A 17,430-nucleotide genomic window follows, 5' to 3' on the forward strand; every position below is an offset into this window, starting at 1 on the left:
ACGCCTGAGGGCGCATCGCATGAAAAACCCCGCCGGATGAGGGCGGGGTTTCTTGTGTCTGCTCGATTGTTTGGGGATCAGCGAGAGGCGATCTGGATCGCGGGCCGTCCGATCGGGCCATCGGAATTCAGCAGGCCCGCATAGGTGCCGTCCATCAGCAGATCCTGCAAGTCGACGGCGCGGCCATTCACGAAAGCGGTGCGGCTGACCAGTCGGATGCCGTGACTGTAATCGGCATATTCGGCGCCATGCACGGTAGACAGCGGCTGGATCGGGTTGCCGCCGGGGCGGTGCCAGCCATAGATCGCCACGCGGCCCGGCGCGCTGGACAGGCGGTTGGTCAGCACGAGGTCCTTCTTGTGACCCGACACCAGCATCCCAAGCCGACCGCCCGCATTCTGGCGCTGGCCTTCCACGGTGGCGTTGTGGCGCATGAAATAGGTGGTCGAGGACATCTGCGAGCCCGGCGTCATCGGCGAGGGCGACAGGCGCAGGTCGGCCTGCGCATAGATCGCGTCCACCATGCGGGTGGTGGGCAGCATCATGTTGAACTCTTCCGCGATGCGCGCGGCGGCGGTCAGGCCAAGCGGCACGCGAACAAAGTCGCTGTCGCTGCCGACAGCCAGATAGTCAGGCGTCACGCAGATGGTGACCTGGGCGCTGCGGCCATTGGGCAGGACACCGGTGAAGGTGACGGGGGCCAGATCGCGCAGGAAGGCGGGGACATTGCCGCGCAGCACTTCGCGGGCAATCGCCGCGTCGCGGGTGGTGCCAGAGACGTTTTCAAGCGAGGCGATGAAGGCCTGTCCGCCGGCAGCACTGCCCGCCCGGCGCGGAATCTCGCGCGACAGGCGGCGGGTGCAGGCATTGGCGCTGCGGTCGAAGGCGGGGCCAAGCGCGGTGGGTTCGTCCGGGGTCAGCGCGGCGAGGGTCACGGTCTCGGTCGGATCGGTCGCGCGGGCCACAAAGGTCGGGCTTGGCGTTACATCCAGATCGGCGGGGCGCGCCGCAGGGCGCGGGCTGATGCTGGTGGCAAGCGGGGAGGCAACGGCCAGTTCGATGACGGGTTCCTCAGGAGCCGGATCGAAGGGGCGTTGTTCCGGGCGCAGCGAGGCCACGTTGGCGGGGTCGGTGAAACTGCGGGCAGCGGCGGCCAGCGCCACGATATGGGCGGGGCGCGGCACGGCCTCGACCGGCGGGCGGCCCGCGATGATGGTGGGGACGGGGTCCTGCGGGCGCGGCTCGATCACCGGATCGGCCAACACGTAGTCGCGGCCGGGTGCCATCGGCGGCAGCGCGGTCGGCATCAACCGTTCCGGTCCCTGATCGGCCCCGGCGATGGAGGCCCCCATGGTGTCGGTCACAGGCAGAGCGCCGAGGCTTGCCTGCGGGATCTCCACGCGCGCCGGTTCCACGCCCAAAGTGGCGAGCCGGACCGCAGGTGCGATCTTGGTGACCGTGAGTGTCAGGATCGTCGCGCAGACAAGCGCAGAGGCCGCAAGCGTCGCAATGACGGCTGCGGGCGATTCCATGAACTCGGGTTTTCTGTCAACGGCCCGCTGTCCCAGCAGGTCAAAATATCTGTCCCTCATGGCAAAAGGGATACACTCACCCCCTTAACGAAACAAGAATGCCAGAGTGAATAAGGCAGGCCCGCCACATTTGCGGCGGAAATCTGCCGTTTTGCTGCGGGTGCGAGCGAATTTCTGCGCGTGCGAAATGGGCCGGTGATTGCCGTTCAGATGCTGGTCTTCTTGAAAACCATCTCGGGCACTGCGCAGATGATCGACATCACGAGCCACCAGATCGGCCGTACATATATGATATTACGTTGTTTTTTTACGGCCTTTACAATGGCGCCGGCGACTTCGTCGGGCTCTGCCGTCAGCTTTGCGGGAAGGTCCAGATGGGCGGTCATGGCGGTGTTCACGAAGCCCGGTTTCACCGTCACCACATGCACGTTTTTCTGGGCCAGCCGGTTGCGAAGCCCCGACAGGAAGGCGGTGAAGCCCGCCTTGGCCGATCCGTAGACATAGTTCGATGCGCGCCCACGGTCACCCGCGACGGAACTGATTCCCACCAATGTGCCCGAACCCCGGTTAACAAACCGTTCCGCCAGCACCCCGAAGAGGATCGCGGGGCCTTCGAAATTCGACCGCAGAACCGCAACTGCCCTGGCCGGGTCCTTCTCGTTCTCTTCCTGCTCACCCATTGTGCCCACAGCGCAAATGGCGATGCCGGGCAGGGCGGGCAGACCGTCGATGAACGCCGCGTGCCCCGCCACATCCAGCGCGTTGAATTCATGCAAGGTGACCTCGACCGAATAGCGGGTTTCGAGATCGGCCTTGTCCGGGCCAAGGCTGTCGGCATCGCGGGCGGCCAACTGAATGGGGTGACCAAGCGCGGCAAAAGCGCGGGCGGTGGCGCGGGCCATATCGGACCGGGCGCCGAGGATCAGGACGGGCAAATTCACAGGTGAAGCCTTTCGGATTGGGCCGAGGCAAAGGCATCGGCAAGGCCGTTTTCCCTGCGCCATTGTGCAAATGCTGCGGCGCGGGGGTCGGCGGTGGTAAAGGTGTCAGCAGGAACGCGGCTGTCCTTGGCGAGGTAGAAGCGCCCGCCGTGATCCAGCGTGATCGCGTCCAGTTCCGGCATCAGGGCGATGGCGCGGGCATGGCGCGGGAAGTCGAGCGCCAGCGTGTAGCCCTCCATCGGGAAGGAAAAGGGGCTGTCCTGCGGGCCGAAGCGTTTCAGGACCGACAGGAAGGACGCTTGCCCGGACTCGGAAATCGCCGACATGAGCCGGTGCAGCCCCTCGCGGGCGCTGTCCTGCGGCAGCACGCACTGGAACTGCATGAACCCCTTGCGGCCATAAAGCCGGTTCCACTTCAGGATCGCGTCGAGCGGGTAGAAATACCCGTCCCAATCGACGATCTGCTGGCCCTCCTGCCGCGATCCGTTCCAGAAATAGAGCGCGTTGAAGGCCCGCACAGAAAGCGGATTGAGCGCAAAGCCCGGCGCGTTCATCGGGAAGGTCTTCTTGCGGCGTCGGGGGGCTTTGAACGGCGTGGCGCGGTAGCGCGGGGGCACCTCGCCCGGTTCCGCATGTTCCCCCAGCATCACCAGCGACCGGCCAAGCGCCGCGCCCTTGGCGGCGCAGTCGATCCAGGCGACGGAATAGGTGGCGGCCATGCTGTCTTCAAATGCTGTGATCGCCTCATCAAGATTTGCCGCCGGGATCATCGTCTGACGGATCCAGCCGGATTTCACCGATCTTAGACGGATCGCACAGCGCAGGATAATGCCGGTCAGGCCCATGCCGCCGATGGTCCAGCCAAAAAGCTCGGCGTTTTCATCGTGCGAGCAGCGGGTCACCGCCCCGTCCGGCCCCATCAGGTCGATCCAGTCCACACAGGCGCGAAAGCTGCCCTCGACATGGTGGTTCTTGCCATGAACATCCGCCGCAATGGCGCCGCCCAGGGTGATCAGCTTGGTGCCCGGCGTGACCATGGGAAACCAGCCGCGCGGAAGGAAGCTGTCGATCACGTCAGAGAGCATCACACCCGCCTCTGCCACCAATTGCCCGGTGGCGGCGTTGAAAGACAGCATCCGGTCAAAGCCGCGCATGTCGAGCGTCCGGGCCGCGCCGATGGCGCTGTCGCCATAGGACCGCCCGTTGCCCCGCGCGACGGCGCGGCCCTCGGCGATCTGCGCGGCCACCTCTGCCTCCGTTCGCGGGGCGGTCAGTTGTGTCGTGCGTTTCGGAAAGTTGCCCCAACCGGAAAGCTGCATTACACCCCCTAAGCCTGCAACCGGTCGTCGGTGAAGACGAAGCGCCGGTCGAGCATGTATTTGGTCACGTAGCCCACCATAAGCCCCAGGATGGCCCCCAGTTCGCGCATCAGGTCGGTGCCCCAGATCAGCCAGAAGGCGGTTTCGGACCCCCAGAAGATACAGGTCGTGACCAGCCCCATGGCGGTATAGAGCGCGAATTTGCGGCTATGGGCTTTTACTCCGGTGGACTGGTCGAAGAAGATCCAGCGCTTGTCGAGCACGTATTTCACCACCAGCCCGACCAGCGTTCCCGCGGCGACGGCCATGGCGAACACGGGCCCGCTGTCACCGAAGGACAGAACGATCCGCTGCGTGCCCAGATTGGTCACGGTTGCGATCACGGCAAAAAGGCCGTAGCGCAGGGCCAGGGTGGTCGGGCTCATAGGAACAGCGCCCCCGCCGCCAGCGCCAGCATGGCCAGGAATGTCGCCTGGCTGGTGCGGTCCGTTACCGCGAAGACCATGGGGTCATCATCCATCTTGCCCCTGTGGGTGACGAACACCATTCGCGTGACCCAGAAGAGCAGCAGCCCGCACACCCCCCACAAATAGGTGGGCGACATGTAGTTTTCCCGGATATCGGGCGTGTTGATATAAAGTGCCAGAACCAGCACCGACAAAAGGCCCGAGCTGGTGGCGATCTGGGTGATGATCGGCAGATCCTCCAGCCCATAGCCCCGGCCCGCGGCCTTTTCCTGCCCGGTCGATTTCAGATGCACCAGTTCCGCCTGCCGTTTGACGGCAGCGAGCGAGAAGAAGAAGAACATCGAAAAGGCCAGCAGCCACAGGGAAAGCGGAATGCCGGTGGCGACGCCGCCTGCCACGATGCGCAACGTATAAAGGCCCGCCAGTACGCAGATATCGACGATCACCTTGCGTTTGAGCCAGAGCGAATAGCTCATCGTCATCAGGAAGTAGAAGGCAATCACACCCAGGAAGGTCGCACTCAATGTCGCGGCGGTGCCAAGACCCAACAGCAGTAAGACGGGGAACAGCACAGTCCCGTGTGGCACCTGCAACCGGCCAGAGGCCATCGGGCGGCGACGCTTCCGGGCATGCGCCCGGTCCGGGCCAAGGTCCAGCAGGTCGTTCAGCACATAGCCGGAAGAGGCCACAAACCCGAAAGCGACGAAGGCCAGCAGGCATTGCAGAAAGCTTGCCAGCCCAAGCGACTGGCTGGCCATGACCGGAATGAAGACAAGAACGTTCTTCAGCCACTGATGCAGGCGCATGGCCTTGAGGATCGGGATGATAAAGGGCTCGGGCGGGCTCAGATGGGTGACATCGGCGTTCACCTCGGCCACCTTGGCGCGGAAACCGCCCGTCGCGCCCACTGTCACGGCGGCCTTGGCGCGCGACCAGACTTTCAAATCCGCATGACTGTCGCCGACATAGATATATCCGCCGGGGCCATAGTGGTTGTCCAGGAACTCGGCCTTGCGCTCGGCCTTCAGGTTGTTGCCCGGCTCGGTCCCGAAGACCTCGTCAAAAAGGCCCAGATGCGCGGCGATCTTGTCAGCGAGGATCTGGTCGGAGGCCGTCACCAGCGCAGTCTTTCCCCCCTCGGCCCGCCACGCTTCGATATGGGCGATGACCTCGGCATTATAGGGCAGGCGGGCGATGTCAGGGCTTGCGGTTTCGGCCAGCGCGCGTTTCAGCTCGGGGATGCCTTGCGACAGGGCGCTGGCGGCGATCAGCGGAGTACGCCAGTTGCGCGCGGCACTGGCCCAGAAACATTCGAACAGCATGTCGGACCGCAAAAGGGTCCCGTCCAGGTCGACGACCAGAACGCTGTCTTTGGTGCCGGAATCGCGCATCTTCCCGTTCATCTTCCCGGCTTGGGGCCTGCCTTTAAGTCCCCGTGCCGTGCTGCTCTGCGTTTCGTTGAATTTTATAAGGCTTGCAAAAGCTTGCATAGGGTTAAGGCATTGGCCAGCCGTTTCTGTGGTTTTCTTTGGAAAGCTTGGGGCAAGACGGTCGACAGCCGGGGGGCGAATTGGCTAGGGTTTGACCTGTATTTCAATCATAAACCGGTCTGCTGCCATGAAAATTCCGTTTTTGTCTTCGCTGCCCGGGGTTGCCATGACCCTGGCACTGTCTGTCAGCCCGCTGGCGCTTGCCGCTCAAACTGCGCCGGAAAATGCCGCCGCGCTGTGCGCCGAGACGGCTGGAGTGCCAAATGCCGGGGTGCCGGTCAGCCCTGAAGCACAGGACGTGCTGGAGGCCGCCCTGGCCGAAGCCACGCCTCATTGCGAGCAGGCACTGTCCGAAGGCAGCGAGGATCCGGTCGTTTTGTTCCATATCGGCGCGATCCGGCAGGCCGATGGCGATCATGAAGAGGCGGTTGCAGCCTTTGAAGCCGCCGCCGCCGCCGGTCTGGCCGCCGCGAATACCAAGCTTGGCGACTATCATCTCTTCGGGATCGGCCCGTTGCGGCGCGATGCCGATACGGCGGCGGAATATTTCGCTGCTGCCGCCGAAGGGGGCGATCCGGCGGGACAAATGACACTTGGCCTCTTGCACCGGATCGGGGCAGGTGTGCCCCGCGATACGGGCCGTATGGTGGAACTGATGCGCACCGCGGCGGATGGGGGCTATCACTTCGCCCAGTACCGGCTTGGCCAGACCTATCTGACCGGCGACGGCATTCCGGGCGGCGAGGATGCCTCGCTTGGCATCCCCGACAGGGACGAGGCAGCGCGTTACCTGTCCATGGCCGCCGAGCAGGGCAATATCGAGGCGGTGCTGGATCTGGCGCGGATCTATTCCGAGCTTGACGGTCCCGGCACCGGCGACGCAGACCAGCAATTCCGCTGGACTGAACGCGCGGTCGAAGCCGGTCTGCCCGATGCCATCGCGGCGCTTGGCTTCCTCTATGAACGCGGGCGCGGGGTCGAGGCCGACCCGGAACAGGCGGCGGCGCTATACGTACAGGCGCTGGAAACCGGCGATGTGGACATGGACGATCTGCGCGGGCGGATCGGCGGCTATGAACCGCCCTGGGACCGGGCCACTGCCATTGCCTTCCAGGTGATCCTGCAGGAACGCGGTCTGTATCGGGGCGCGCTGGATGGCATCATCGGCCCGATGTCGCGGGCCGCTGCGGCTGCATTGGACGACTAGCGGCTGATCTCGACGCTTTGACGCAATTCACCGCTCTCCCGGTCGAAAATCAGGATGCGGTCGTCATCTGTCACGACGGCAAACCAGCCCTCGCCCATGGTGATGGCACTGGCTCTGACACCCTCGGGCAACGTCACCTGATCGGGCAGGGTCACACCATCGCCGCCCGGGAAACGGGTGACAAAGGTGATCACGACCGCTATCAGCCCGACAATCATCACCACCGTCAGGACCGTCACGAGGATGCGCAGCACCCTCAGGTTCAGCGGGTCCTTGTCGTCTTCTGTCATCGGAGCGTCCTGCATGTCCGGCCTTTCGTCCAAGATCGTCTCGGTCCGTATCGGCCCGGACCCTGCGCCGCGCCTTGATAAGGCACTGGCCCGCGATGTGCCAGAGGACGCGTCGCTCAGCCGGTCGCGGCTGGCGAAACTGATTGCGGACGGCATGGTGCGGGTGAATGGCACGGTGGTGACGGATGCGAAGGCGAAGCTGGTCGAGGATGATCTGGTCGAGATCACGGTCGAAGAGGCCGCCGATGTGGCGACTATGCCAGAGGATATCCCGCTGGAGATACTCTATGAGGACGACGATCTGATCGTGGTGAACAAGCCTGTTGGCATGGTGGTCCATCCCGCCCCCGGTACGCCATCGGGCACGCTGGTTAATGCTCTGTTGCATCATTTCGGCGGCAACCTCTCTGGCGTGGGCGGCGAAAAGCGGCCCGGTATCGTGCACCGGATCGACAAGGACACGTCGGGCCTGCTGGTCGTGGCGAAATCCGACCGCGCCCATCACGGGCTGGCGGCGCAATTCGAGAAACACACGGTCGACCGGCATTATCTGGCGATCTGCCACGGGGAACCTGACGCGTCCGACCCCCGACTGCGCGGCGTGCGGGGCACCAGTTTCGAGCCGGGTGGTATCCTGAAGATCACCACGCAACTCGCCCGCCACAAGACCGACAGGCAACGGCAGGCGGTGCTGTTTTCCGGTGGCCGCCACGCGGTGACGCGGGCGCGGGTCGAGGAAGGGTTCGGCGCTGTGGCTCTGATCAACTGCTGGCTGGAAACCGGCCGCACCCACCAGATTCGCGTGCATCTTGCCCATGCCGGCCACGCCCTGATCGGGGACCAGACCTATGGCGGGCGGCGCAAGGTGGCCCCGAAGGTGATGGGCGAGGCGCTGGCAGCAGAGCTGAACAGCTTTCCCCGACAGGCCCTGCACGCCGCAACGCTTGGCTTTGTGCATCCGGTCAGCGGGGAATACCTCAGCTTCGAGGCACCACTGCCAGAGGATATGGCGACAATCCTCGAGAAATGCCGCGAAACTGCCGGTTAAACTGTGCGCAATTGCACGTGAGATCACTGTAACATGCATTGCGGTGCGTGATCGTGGTGCGATATGGTCTTCAAGAAATCAATGGCGGGCCTCTTGAAACGGTCCGTTAACGCTCCCATCTCTAGCTAAGTTAATCAGATTTACATCTGAGGATGTCGAACAGGGGATCCGAAAACGTGAGCAGCTATGCAAATCTCCCGGCGCCGTCGCCGGAACAGGGCCTGAACCGCTACCTGCAGGAAATCCGCAAGTTTCCGATGCTGGAGCCGGAGCAGGAATACATGCTGGCAAAACGGTGGGTGGACCACGAAGACACCGAGGCCGCCCATCAGATGGTGACGTCGCATCTGCGGCTCGCCGCCAAGATCGCCATGGGCTATCGCGGCTATGGTCTGCCGCAGGCCGAGGTGATTTCCGAGGCGAATGTGGGCCTTATGCAGGCCGTAAAGCGGTTTGACCCCGAAAAGGGCTTCCGCCTGGCGACCTATGCCATGTGGTGGATTCGCGCCTCGATCCAGGAATATATCCTGCGGTCCTGGTCGCTGGTGAAGCTTGGTACGACGAGCGCCCAGAAGAAGCTGTTCTTCAACCTGCGCAAGGCCAAGGCCCGCATCGGCGCGCTGGAAGATGGCGACCTGCGGCCCGAAAACGTGGCGCAGATCGCCCATGACCTTGGCGTGACCGAAGACGAAGTGGTGTCGATGAACCGGCGCCTGTCGGGGGGCGATGCCTCGCTCAATGCCATGATCGGCACCGAGGGCGACAGCGCGACCCAGTGGCAGGACTGGCTGGAGGACGAAGACGCCGACCAGGCCGGTGACTATGCCGAACGTGATGAGATGCAGCATCGCCTTGCCCTGATGGAAGAGGCGATGGAGGTCCTGAACGAACGCGAGCGGGATATCCTGACGCAACGCCGCCTGCAGGACCAGCCGGTGACGCTGGAGGATCTGTCGGGTGTCTACGATGTCAGCCGCGAGCGCATTCGTCAGATCGAAGTGCGCGCGTTCGAGAAACTGCAAAAGCGCATGCGTGAACTGGCGCGCGAACAGGGTGTCTTGCCCGCCGCGTAAGCGACATTCCAGGTGACTCATGACGGCCCGCCTTTTCGGCGGGCCTTTTTTGTGGTCTTGTTCGCGCTAACAAGGAGACAACCGATATGACCGATCCGATCCGTTGGGGCGTGCTTGGCGCCGCGAATTTCGCCCGGACCACCATGGCGCCTGCCATCCACGATGCCGAAAACGCGGTTCTGGCCGCGCTGGCGACGTCGAGCCCGGACAAGGCTGCGAGTTTTGCAGCACTGGCACCGGGGTTGCGGGTGCATGACAGCTATGAGGCATTGCTGGCCGACCCCGAGATTGACGCGGTTTATGTCCCGCTGCCCAATGCCCTGCATGTGGACTGGACCGAAAAGGCCGCCCGCGCGGGAAAGCATGTGCTGACGGAAAAGCCCATTGCGATGAAGCTGGATGAAATCGACCGCCTGATCGCGCTGCGCGAGCAAACCGGTCTGCTGATCGCCGAGGCCTATATGATCCCCCACCACCCGCAATGGCAGATGGTGCGCGATATGGTGCAGGGCGGCGAGATCGGGGACCTTCTGCATATCGACGGGTATTTCACCTTCCGCCTGACCGATACCGGCAATATCCGCATGCGCCCTGAAACCGGCGGCGGCGTGACCCGCGATATCGGGGTCTATACGCTCGGATCGGCCCGGCTGGTCACGGGGGCGGAGCCGGAAAACGTGCAATCCCGCTTCGGCTGGCAGAACGGTGTCGATGTGTCGGCCCGGATCTGGGCCTATTTCGGCGGTGCGACCTGTTCGATCTACATGAGCATGGAGGCCCCCAATCGGCAGGTGGTCACCTATCACGGCACCGGTGGGTTTATTGAGCTTGTGGCTCCGTTCAATCCTGTCGTGCATCGGGAAGCCTCGGTCCGCGTCGTGCGTGCGGACGGAGAGGAGCGCCTGCATCGTTTCCCAACGGCACGTCAGTATGTGAACCAGGTGGAAGCCTTCGGGCGCACGATCCTAGAGGGCGCAGCCTACCCGGTTCCGCTGGAGTTTTCGCGGGGCACACAAGCCGCACTAGAGGCTGCTTTTGCTGGTGAGATGGCGTAGGATCTCGACCTCCGCGATGGTTGTTTTGGACTCAAACGAAATTTCCCCCTAGTCTTTTGGCGAATTCAGACCACTTTGGGGGAGTTCGTTTTGTCTGAACCGATTCAATCCATAACCATTGTCGGCGGCGGTACAGCGGGTTGGATGGCCGCGCTGATCCTGCAAAGCAATTTCGGCGACCTGACCCGGCCCGACGCGAAGATGAGGATCACCCTGATCGAGTCGCCCAATGTCCCGACCGTGGGCGTGGGCGAAGCGACCGTCCCCAACATGCTGCGTACCCTGCGCATGGCGGGCATTTCAGAACAGGATTTCTTCAAGACCTGCAATGCGTCCTTCAAGCTCGGGGTGCTGTTCGCGAACTGGAATGTCGACCGGAACGGCAAGCAGATCGACTACGTCAATCCCTTTGCCCATCCGCAGGCGATCGCGGGGGTCGATCTTGCCGATTACTATCTGACATATGGCGCGGGCAATCGGGATTTCATTCAGTGCTTCTCGCCCTCCGTCGCGCTTGGCCAGGCATTCAAAGGCCCGCGCCCCCTGGGCGAGAAGCCCTATGCAATGCCGGTCGGGCACGCCTATCACCTTGATGCCGGGCGCTTCGCCAATATGATCCGCGACCTCTGCAAGTCCCGCGGTGTGCAGCATATCGAGGAGGATGTGGTGCATGTGGAACAGGATGAAAACGGCTATGTCAGCGCGCTGCAACTGGCCGAGACCGGGCGGCACGAGACCGAGCTTGTGATCGACTGCACCGGCTTCAAGGGGCTGATCATCAACGAGGTGATGAAAGAGCCCTTCATCTCCTATTCGAACTTCCTCGCCAATGACCGGGCGATGGCGGTACAGATCCCGCATCCAGACCCGACCAAGATCCCGTCGCTGACGCGCAGCTATGCGCTTGGCGCCGGGTGGGTCTGGCGGGTGCCGCTCTATAACCGGATCGGGACGGGTTATGTCTATTCCTCGGCGCATCGCACCGATGAAGAGGCGCGGGACGAGTTCATCGCGCATCTGGGCGACACCTGGAACGGGGTGGAGCCGCGCGTGATCCCGATGCGGGTCGGGCGCAACCGCAATGCCTGGGTCAAGAACGTGGTGGCCGTGGGCCTGTCGGGCGGCTTTATCGAACCGCTGGAATCAACCGCCATTCACATGATCGACATGTCGATCCGCTGGCTGGCGAGCTACTTCCCCGACAAAAGCTACCCGGACCCCCTGCGGGATCGCTACAACAAGCTGACCAGCAAGCTCTATGATGAGGTGCGCGACTTCATCTGCCTGCACTACGCGCTCGGGAACCGGACCGACAGCCAGTACTGGATCGACGCGCGCGAAGAGTTGGAGGTGCCCGACCGGCTGGCCGAGAACCTGGAGCTTTGGCGCCATGCCGTGCCCGGGCCGCTCGACCTGGAAACCGAGGTTCTGTTCAGCTACGCGACCTATCAGGCGGTTCTGCTCGGCAAGCAGGTCTACAACACCGATTACCCGGCGCCGTCGTTCCGCAGGAATGGAAACTTGCCGGCCAATTTGTGGCAGGGCTATCTGCAAAAGGCCGAGGCGACCTTCGGGCAGGTCGTGACCAAGATGGCGGACCATCACACGCTGATCCGGGAATTGCGTGGCGAGCTGCCAAAGCCGAAACCGGCCCCGCAGTTTGTGCTGAACCAGCCGACCGTCGGCCTTCCCGGTGCGCCGCCGCCGCGCGTGCCGATTGGCAACCCAAAGCCGGCACCCGCCCCGGCCCGGGCCGCGAAAGAGGACGAGGATGGATCGGTCAGCCTGCTCTAGCGGCACATGGGCGGTCTCTGATATCCTCTGCCTGTCTCAGTCAGGAATGGACCAAGGTCATGGCCGGAGGATGGGCGCGCGACGGCGCGGTGTCGGAACAGATCGAAGCCTCGATCGAGGATGAACTGAAACGCATGCAGGCCCGCGCGCAACCGCAGGGCGAAAGCCTGATCTATTGTGCGGAATGCGAAGAAGAAATCCCGGAGAAGCGTCGCATGGCCATTCCGGGCGTCAAGCTCTGCATCGACTGTCAGCAGGAGCGGGACGGGGCCTATAGGGCGCGCGGCGGGATCAACCGGCGGGGATCGAAAGACAGCCAGTTGAAATAGGCGGTGGAAGGATCTTGGAAGATCCTTAAAAAAGTTCTTGCAAGAATTTTCCCGCCGCCCGGCCCACCCGTTTGCGATCGGTGTAGACGGGCGCGGCAGCTGCACGGACAGGGGCTGGCTCGGTCTCGAATGTGCAGGGCATCCCTACCGGCGGTGCGTCAGCGCCTGCCAGAGCGGCTTGATATCAAGTGCCGCCACCGCAATCCCAAGCGGGATCATCCAGAACCCGAGCACCGGCAGGAAGCCGAACACGCCCCCGACGATCAGCAGCAGACCAAGCACCAACCGCAACCCAGGCGGCACATTGGCGCGGATCCAGACCAGCCCCCGCTTCATCCGCATACGGATCGCAGCCCATTTGTCCTTTGCGGTCATGACAGATCTAGGCGCAGGATGTTCTGCGGTCCCGCGCGGCCCTTGAGGTAGAGCCCGCCCGAATCCGTCCAGCCGCCGGCAAGATAGGCGTCATAGGCACGTGCGTTCCGGCAATTCACGGTCAGGTAATAGAGCCGTTGCCCCGGATAGCGCGCGCTCAGATAGGCAGGCAGAGCCGCCAGCAGCGCGCGTCCCAATCCCCGGCCCTGATACTGCGCGCCGATCAGCAGCCCGCGCAGCCCCCAGCCATGGGGCTCGGCGAAGTCGTGACTTGGCGCATAGTCCCGGTCGATCTTGAAAAAGCCGACCACCTCTGCCCCTTCCCGCGCCACATGAAAATCACGACAGGGCAGGGCGTCAGTCACCATCTCGTCGATGGTCCCCACGAAATCCTCCTGTCCGGGACCGAGGGTAAGGTGAAGAACCTCTTCCACCCGGTCCCGCGGCAGGTCGGCGATGGTGATCACCCCTCCATCGCCTCCAGTTCGTCGATGAAGCCTTCGATCATGGACAGGCCCTTGTCCCAGAACGCCGGGTCGCTGGCATCGAGCCCGAAGGGCGCCAGCAGCTCCTTGTGATGCTTCGATCCGCCCGCCTTCAGCATGTCGAAATACTTTTCCTGGAAGTCGTCGCCGCCTTCCTCGTAAACCGCGTAAAGCGCGTTCACCAGGCCATCGCCGAAGGCATAGGCATAGACGTAGAAGGGCGAATGCACGAAATGGGGGATATAGGCCCAGAAGGTCTCATACCCCTCCATGAAGTTGAAGACCGGCCCGAGGCTTTCGGCCTGCACGCTCATCCACAACGCGTTGATGTCGTCGGGGGTCAACTCGCCCTCGGCGCGGGCGGCGTGCAGTTTGCACTCGAAATCGTAAAACGCGATCTGGCGCACGACCGTGTTGATCATGTCCTCGACCTTGCCCGCCAGCATCACCTTGCGCTCGGCATCCGATTTGGCCTGCCCCAGCATTTTGCGGAAGGTCAGCATCTCGCCAAAGACGGACGCGGTTTCCGCCAGCGTCAGCGGGGTGGAGGACAGCAGTTCCCCCTGACCGGCGGCCAACCGCTGATGCACGCCATGGCCAAGCTCGTGCGCAAGCGTCATCACATCGCGGGGTTTGCCGAGGTAGTTCAGCATCACGTAAGGGTGGGCGTCGGCCACGGTCGGGTGGGCGAAGGCGCCAGGCGCTTTGCCTTCTTTCACGGCGGCATCAATCCAGCCATCGGTGAAGAAAGGTTCGGCCAGCTCCGCCATGCGCGGATCGAAATCGGCATATGCCTCGGACACGACCTTGCGCGCGTCGTCCCAATGGACCAGCCGGTCATCTTCCATCGGCAGAGGCGCGTTGCGGTCCCAGACTTCCAGCGTGTCGAGGCCGAGCCACTTGGCCTTCAGCGCATAATAGCGATGCGACAGGCGCGGGTAGGCGGCAACCACGGCGTTTCGCAACGCCTCCACCACCTCGGGTTCCACATGGTTGGCCAGGTGTCGGCCCATCTGGGGCGAGGGCAGATTGCGCCAGCGGTCCTCGATTTCCTTTTCCTTGGCCAGCGTGTTGTGGACGCGGGCAAAGAGCCCGATCCGTTCACCAAAGGTTGCGGCCAGCGCCCGCGCGCCCGCCTCCCGCTTGTCGCGGTTCTGGTCGGTCAGCAGGTTCAGCGTGGCCTCGATGCCAAGCTCCTCGCCGTCGACCTCGAAACTCAGCCCTGCGATGGTCTCGTCAAACAGCTTGTTCCACGCGGCCGCCCCTACCATCGACTGATCGTGCAGGAATTTCTCCAGTTCGTCCGACAGCTGGTAAGGCTTCATCGCGCGCATCCGGTCGAAGATCGGGCGGTAGCGAGCCAGATCGGCATTGGCGGCCATCAGGCCCTCGAAATGCGCATCCTCCAGCCGGTTGAACTCCAGCCCCCAGAATACCAGCGAGGTGGTTGCGATCGTAATCGCCTCCTGCATGTTCGACATGAACTGCGCGCGTTCCGGATCGGTCGTATGCTGGTAATAGCGCAGCCCCGCGAAGGACATGAGCCGCCCGGCAATCAGGTCGATCTTTTCATAGCGTTGTACGGCCTCCAGCATCTGGTCAGCAGACAGATCGGCCAGCTTACCCTCGTAATCCGCAGCAAAAGCGGCGCATTCCCCGGCCAGCCAGTCCTTGTCTCGTGCAATTTCGGGTGCGTCGGTGGCGGGGTAGAGGTCGCTCAGGTCCCATTCCGGCAGATCGCCCAGATTCTCGGCTCCTCCGGCGGCATTGGCGTCGCGGACGGGCAGGGGCATCGGGATGGTGGAGAACTGCATTGGAAACCTCTCTTGCATTGCACGGGCTACAGATAGGCAGCCCCATGGGGAAAGTGCAATGGAGGCCGCGCATCGGGTGGGGAATTTGCCGCTTACAGGTCGACCGGGTCGTCCACCGGATCGAGCTCTTCGCCGGTTTCAGGGTCCAGTGGCACGCGGCGGCGGATGATGATGTCGCCATTGGGCAGCCGTTCGGGCAGCTCATACATGGCCACGTCGTCAATCAGCGCGCCAAGCTCTGCGATCATGGGCAGCAGGTGCTCGTCCACGAAGGGCCGCATCTCCTCGGCCAGCCCTTCGAGGATCAGGCGAGAGCCTTCCGATAACAGACCCCAGCCTTCGCGAAGGTTGCTGTCTTCATCGCTGTCCTGAGCGGCGGCGGGGCTCGCAAGCGATACGAGCAAAGCGAGGGTGATAGCGTGTTTCATGACCCACAAGATATGCGCGTTTTGGCCGGTTTTGAAGGGGTCAGCCACCGACCGGACCGGGGAATGGGCCGTTCAGTTCCATGGTAACCGGGAAATGGTCCGACGCAGTCAACAACGCCCGTTGCAGGGTTTCATCCCGCCAGCAGGCCGGGTCTTCGAAGGGATGCCAGATGCGCCAGCCATTGCAGAAGGGGCGCAGCACCGGGCTGACCATGATGTAATCCAGCAGCGCCGTCAGGTAGCGGTCCTCGTCGCGGATGTAAAAGCGCGCGGTGGTGGGCTGCGCCCCAAATCGCGATTGCAGCGCCTGTTCCGCGTGCGGATCGAACAGCTGGTCCTGCGGGTCCAGATCGGTGCCCAGGACAATCTCCAGCCCCGACCGGCCAAACAGACGCTCAAACTCATCCAGCCCGGGACCGTCGTTGAAATCGCCTGCGACGATCAGCGGATCGCCCATGTCGAGGTGATGGTCCACCCTTTCGCGCAGCCAGATGCATTGCGCCAGTTGCTTGCGCCTGTTGGCGATAGCCAGCCGCATCATCTCATCGCGGTTCCGCGCGCCGTGGGGCGCCTTGGACTTGGCGTGCACCCCGATCAGCCGGAACGTGCCTTCGTCGCTGTCGATCAGCGCCTCCAGCGGCGGTTTGGAGAAGGTCACCAGATCCTCGGTGGCGTCGATATCCAGGTCGATGCGGTAGGTTCCGTCAAAGCGGGGGGCGACGCGAGAGCCTTTCTTGCCCGTTTCTTCACCGATCGGATCATGGACGGCGCTCAGGGCATCAGGATCGTAAAGCAGCATGATTTCCTGCTGCGTATGGTTCTCGAACCCGATCAGCGCCTTGCGCGCGCGGATGTCAGCGTAGGCGGCGAAGTTCTCAAGGGCGAGGCTGCCATTGCGCTGGCGCGAGCTGTCGGGCGCTTCGACGACCAGAACGGCATCGGCATCCAGACGTTTGAACACGAAGGCCAGGGCGGCAAGCTGCTCGCCCCGCGTCACATCCTGACGGCCGGACCACTGTCCGTCTTCCAGCAATTTCCCCTCGTCATCGAAGAGATTGGAGAACCATTCCACGTTATAGGTGGCGATGCGCATCGGCGTCAGGTCCCGTGGTGGGATTCGATCTCTTCCCAGGCCCTGTTGATGGCAATCAGCCGGGTCTGGGCCAGTTGCACGGCCTCTTCCGGCACCCCGCGCGCCATCATCCGGTCGGGATGGGTTTCGACCACCAGCCGCCGCCAGACCTTGCGAATCTCTGCCAGCGACATGGCCGGGTCTACCCCCAGAACCGTGTAGGGGTCGGGGTCGGCATCTGGCACGTTGCGGGCACGCAGGGCGGCGAAGTCGCGCTTGGACATGCCGAAGATCTCGGCCACCCTTTCAAGGAAAGCATCCTCGGCGGGGTGATATTCGCCATCGGCCACGGCGATATGAAACAACCCGTCGAGAAGGTCCATCAGAACCGCGCTATCTGCCTCGAACATGGTGGCGATCTTGCGGGCGTAGTCCTCGAACCCGGCCACATCCTCTCGTGCCAGATTAAACACGCGCGCTGCCGATCTTTCATCGGCCTGCGGAATGGCGAAGACCTCGCGGAAAGCGGTCACCTCGTTGCGGGTGACCAGGCCATCGGCCTTTGCCATCTTCGCGCCGAGGGCAATCACGGCAATCGCGAAGCCGACGGTCAGTTCCGGCGGTTTGCGCAGCTTGTCGAACATGGCGCCAAGCCCTTCACCGGAGGCAAGGGCTGCAAGCGCGTCACTGATACGGGACCATAGGGACATG

The 17,430-nt window shown here is 63.2% G+C and carries 18 protein-coding genes; 6 read left to right on the forward strand and 12 right to left on the reverse strand.

Annotated features, from left to right (window positions below; genetic code table 11):
* Nucleotides 1-77: 77 nt before the first annotated feature.
* The 5 genes from RBB16_RS01650 to RBB16_RS01670 all read right to left on the reverse strand — a co-directional run bounded on the left by RBB16_RS01650 (nt 78) and on the right by RBB16_RS01670 (nt 5,650).
* Nucleotides 78-1,532 carry a hypothetical protein gene (locus tag RBB16_RS01650; protein WP_306044478.1) on the reverse strand — a complete coding sequence of 485 codons (1,455 nt, stop codon included), beginning with the start codon at nt 1,530-1,532 and terminating at the stop codon, nt 78-80.
* Between the two features lie 206 nt (nt 1,533-1,738).
* Entirely contained in the window at nt 1,739-2,473 is a 735-nt protein-coding gene (locus RBB16_RS01655) for an SDR family oxidoreductase (RefSeq protein WP_306044479.1), read from the reverse strand.
* Complete coding sequence (locus tag RBB16_RS01660; RefSeq protein WP_306044480.1) at nt 2,470-3,792, reverse strand: FAD-binding oxidoreductase; 1,323 nt, start codon at nt 3,790-3,792, stop codon at nt 2,470-2,472. Before RBB16_RS01660 ends, RBB16_RS01655 begins: the two co-directional genes overlap by 4 nt.
* Nucleotides 3,793-3,800: 8 nt before the next feature.
* Nucleotides 3,801-4,217, reverse strand: coding sequence for a GtrA family protein (locus tag RBB16_RS01665; protein ID WP_306044481.1), 417 nt, complete (start codon nt 4,215-4,217; stop codon nt 3,801-3,803).
* Nucleotides 4,214-5,650 carry a UbiA family prenyltransferase gene (locus RBB16_RS01670; protein WP_306044482.1) on the reverse strand — a complete coding sequence of 479 codons (1,437 nt, stop codon included), beginning with the start codon at nt 5,648-5,650 and terminating at the stop codon, nt 4,214-4,216. Before RBB16_RS01670 ends, RBB16_RS01665 begins: the two co-directional genes overlap by 4 nt.
* A gap of 265 nt (nt 5,651-5,915) precedes the next feature.
* On the opposite strand from RBB16_RS01670, the gene RBB16_RS01675 reads away from it, so the two are divergent.
* Nucleotides 5,916-6,956 carry a tetratricopeptide repeat protein gene (locus RBB16_RS01675; protein ID WP_306044483.1) on the forward strand — a complete coding sequence of 347 codons (1,041 nt, stop codon included), beginning with the start codon at nt 5,916-5,918 and terminating at the stop codon, nt 6,954-6,956.
* Here RBB16_RS01675 and RBB16_RS01680 read toward each other — a convergent pair.
* The gene (locus RBB16_RS01680; RefSeq protein WP_306044484.1) at nt 6,953-7,246 is read right to left on the reverse strand and encodes a DUF6476 family protein; all 294 of its coding nucleotides are present in this window, start codon (nt 7,244-7,246) and stop codon (nt 6,953-6,955) included. The genes RBB16_RS01675 and RBB16_RS01680 overlap by 4 nt on opposite strands.
* A 13-nt stretch (nt 7,247-7,259) precedes the next feature.
* On the opposite strand from RBB16_RS01680, the gene RBB16_RS01685 reads away from it, so the two are divergent.
* The 5 genes from RBB16_RS01685 (at nt 7,260) to RBB16_RS01705 (ending at nt 12,545) form a co-directional block, all read left to right on the forward strand.
* Complete coding sequence (locus tag RBB16_RS01685) at nt 7,260-8,294, forward strand: RluA family pseudouridine synthase (protein ID WP_306044485.1); 1,035 nt, start codon at nt 7,260-7,262, stop codon at nt 8,292-8,294.
* A 176-nt stretch (nt 8,295-8,470) separates the two neighbouring features.
* Entirely contained in the window at nt 8,471-9,367 is an 897-nt protein-coding gene (gene rpoH / locus RBB16_RS01690; protein WP_306044486.1) for an RNA polymerase sigma factor RpoH, read from the forward strand.
* Nucleotides 9,368-9,453: 86 nt separating this feature from the next.
* Nucleotides 9,454-10,422 (forward strand): Gfo/Idh/MocA family protein, encoded by a 969-nt coding sequence (locus tag RBB16_RS01695; protein WP_306044488.1) that lies wholly within the window; start codon nt 9,454-9,456, stop codon nt 10,420-10,422.
* A 90-nt stretch (nt 10,423-10,512) separates the two neighbouring features.
* Nucleotides 10,513-12,216 carry a tryptophan 7-halogenase gene (locus RBB16_RS01700; protein ID WP_306044489.1) on the forward strand — a complete coding sequence of 568 codons (1,704 nt, stop codon included), beginning with the start codon at nt 10,513-10,515 and terminating at the stop codon, nt 12,214-12,216.
* Between the two features lie 59 nt (nt 12,217-12,275).
* Nucleotides 12,276-12,545 (forward strand): DksA/TraR family C4-type zinc finger protein, encoded by a 270-nt coding sequence (locus tag RBB16_RS01705; protein ID WP_306044490.1) that lies wholly within the window; start codon nt 12,276-12,278, stop codon nt 12,543-12,545.
* A 144-nt stretch (nt 12,546-12,689) separates the two neighbouring features.
* On the opposite strand, the gene RBB16_RS01710 is transcribed toward RBB16_RS01705, so the two are convergent.
* The 6 genes from RBB16_RS01710 to RBB16_RS01735 all read right to left on the reverse strand — a co-directional run bounded on the left by RBB16_RS01710 (nt 12,690) and on the right by RBB16_RS01735 (nt 17,429).
* Nucleotides 12,690-12,920: a hypothetical protein gene (locus RBB16_RS01710; protein ID WP_306044491.1), complete on the reverse strand. Its 231-nt coding sequence runs from the start codon at nt 12,918-12,920 to the stop codon at nt 12,690-12,692.
* Entirely contained in the window at nt 12,917-13,387 is a 471-nt protein-coding gene (locus RBB16_RS01715) for a GNAT family N-acetyltransferase (protein WP_306044492.1), read from the reverse strand. Before RBB16_RS01715 ends, RBB16_RS01710 begins: the two co-directional genes overlap by 4 nt.
* Complete coding sequence (locus tag RBB16_RS01720; protein WP_306044632.1) at nt 13,384-15,198, reverse strand: M3 family oligoendopeptidase; 1,815 nt, start codon at nt 15,196-15,198, stop codon at nt 13,384-13,386. Before RBB16_RS01720 ends, RBB16_RS01715 begins: the two co-directional genes overlap by 4 nt.
* Before the next feature lie 113 nt (nt 15,199-15,311).
* Nucleotides 15,312-15,647 carry an AAA+ family ATPase gene (locus tag RBB16_RS01725; protein WP_306044493.1) on the reverse strand — a complete coding sequence of 112 codons (336 nt, stop codon included), beginning with the start codon at nt 15,645-15,647 and terminating at the stop codon, nt 15,312-15,314.
* 40 nt (nt 15,648-15,687) lie between these two features.
* Nucleotides 15,688-16,740 carry an endonuclease/exonuclease/phosphatase family protein gene (locus RBB16_RS01730; RefSeq protein WP_306044494.1) on the reverse strand — a complete coding sequence of 351 codons (1,053 nt, stop codon included), beginning with the start codon at nt 16,738-16,740 and terminating at the stop codon, nt 15,688-15,690.
* Nucleotides 16,741-16,745: 5 nt separating this feature from the next.
* Nucleotides 16,746-17,429, reverse strand: coding sequence for a molecular chaperone DjiA (locus tag RBB16_RS01735; RefSeq protein ID WP_071688705.1), 684 nt, complete (start codon nt 17,427-17,429; stop codon nt 16,746-16,748).
* Between the last annotated feature and the right edge of the window lies 1 nt (nt 17,430).

Origin of the sequence: Nioella sp. MMSF_3534 (genome assembly GCF_030732985.1) — a bacterium.
In the GTDB taxonomy this organism is placed as follows: domain Bacteria; phylum Pseudomonadota; class Alphaproteobacteria; order Rhodobacterales; family Rhodobacteraceae; genus Nioella.

Excerpts from the sequence above, each read along its gene's own strand:
- RBB16_RS01735 (WP_071688705.1), bottom strand. The coding sequence starts at position 17,429 with ATGTCCCTATGGTCCCGTATCAGTGACGCGCTTGCAGCCCTTGCCTCC.
- RBB16_RS01710 (WP_306044491.1), bottom strand. The coding sequence starts at position 12,920 with ATGACCGCAAAGGACAAATGGGCTGCGATCCGTATGCGGATGAAGCGG.
- RBB16_RS01680 (WP_306044484.1), bottom strand. The coding sequence starts at position 7,246 with ATGACAGAAGACGACAAGGACCCGCTGAACCTGAGGGTGCTGCGCATC.
- RBB16_RS01725 (WP_306044493.1), bottom strand. The coding sequence starts at position 15,647 with ATGAAACACGCTATCACCCTCGCTTTGCTCGTATCGCTTGCGAGCCCC.
- RBB16_RS01660 (WP_306044480.1), bottom strand. The coding sequence starts at position 3,792 with ATGCAGCTTTCCGGTTGGGGCAACTTTCCGAAACGCACGACACAACTG.
- RBB16_RS01675 (WP_306044483.1), top strand. The coding sequence starts at position 5,916 with ATGACCCTGGCACTGTCTGTCAGCCCGCTGGCGCTTGCCGCTCAAACT.
- RBB16_RS01665 (WP_306044481.1), bottom strand. The coding sequence starts at position 4,217 with ATGAGCCCGACCACCCTGGCCCTGCGCTACGGCCTTTTTGCCGTGATC.
- RBB16_RS01720 (WP_306044632.1), bottom strand. The coding sequence starts at position 15,198 with ATGCCCCTGCCCGTCCGCGACGCCAATGCCGCCGGAGGAGCCGAGAAT.
- RBB16_RS01670 (WP_306044482.1), bottom strand. The coding sequence starts at position 5,650 with ATGCGCGATTCCGGCACCAAAGACAGCGTTCTGGTCGTCGACCTGGAC.
- RBB16_RS01730 (WP_306044494.1), bottom strand. The coding sequence starts at position 16,740 with ATGCGCATCGCCACCTATAACGTGGAATGGTTCTCCAATCTCTTCGAT.
- RBB16_RS01685 (WP_306044485.1), top strand. The coding sequence starts at position 7,260 with ATGTCCGGCCTTTCGTCCAAGATCGTCTCGGTCCGTATCGGCCCGGAC.
- RBB16_RS01705 (WP_306044490.1), top strand. The coding sequence starts at position 12,276 with ATGGCCGGAGGATGGGCGCGCGACGGCGCGGTGTCGGAACAGATCGAA.
- RBB16_RS01650 (WP_306044478.1), bottom strand. The coding sequence starts at position 1,532 with ATGGAATCGCCCGCAGCCGTCATTGCGACGCTTGCGGCCTCTGCGCTT.
- RBB16_RS01695 (WP_306044488.1), top strand. The coding sequence starts at position 9,454 with ATGACCGATCCGATCCGTTGGGGCGTGCTTGGCGCCGCGAATTTCGCC.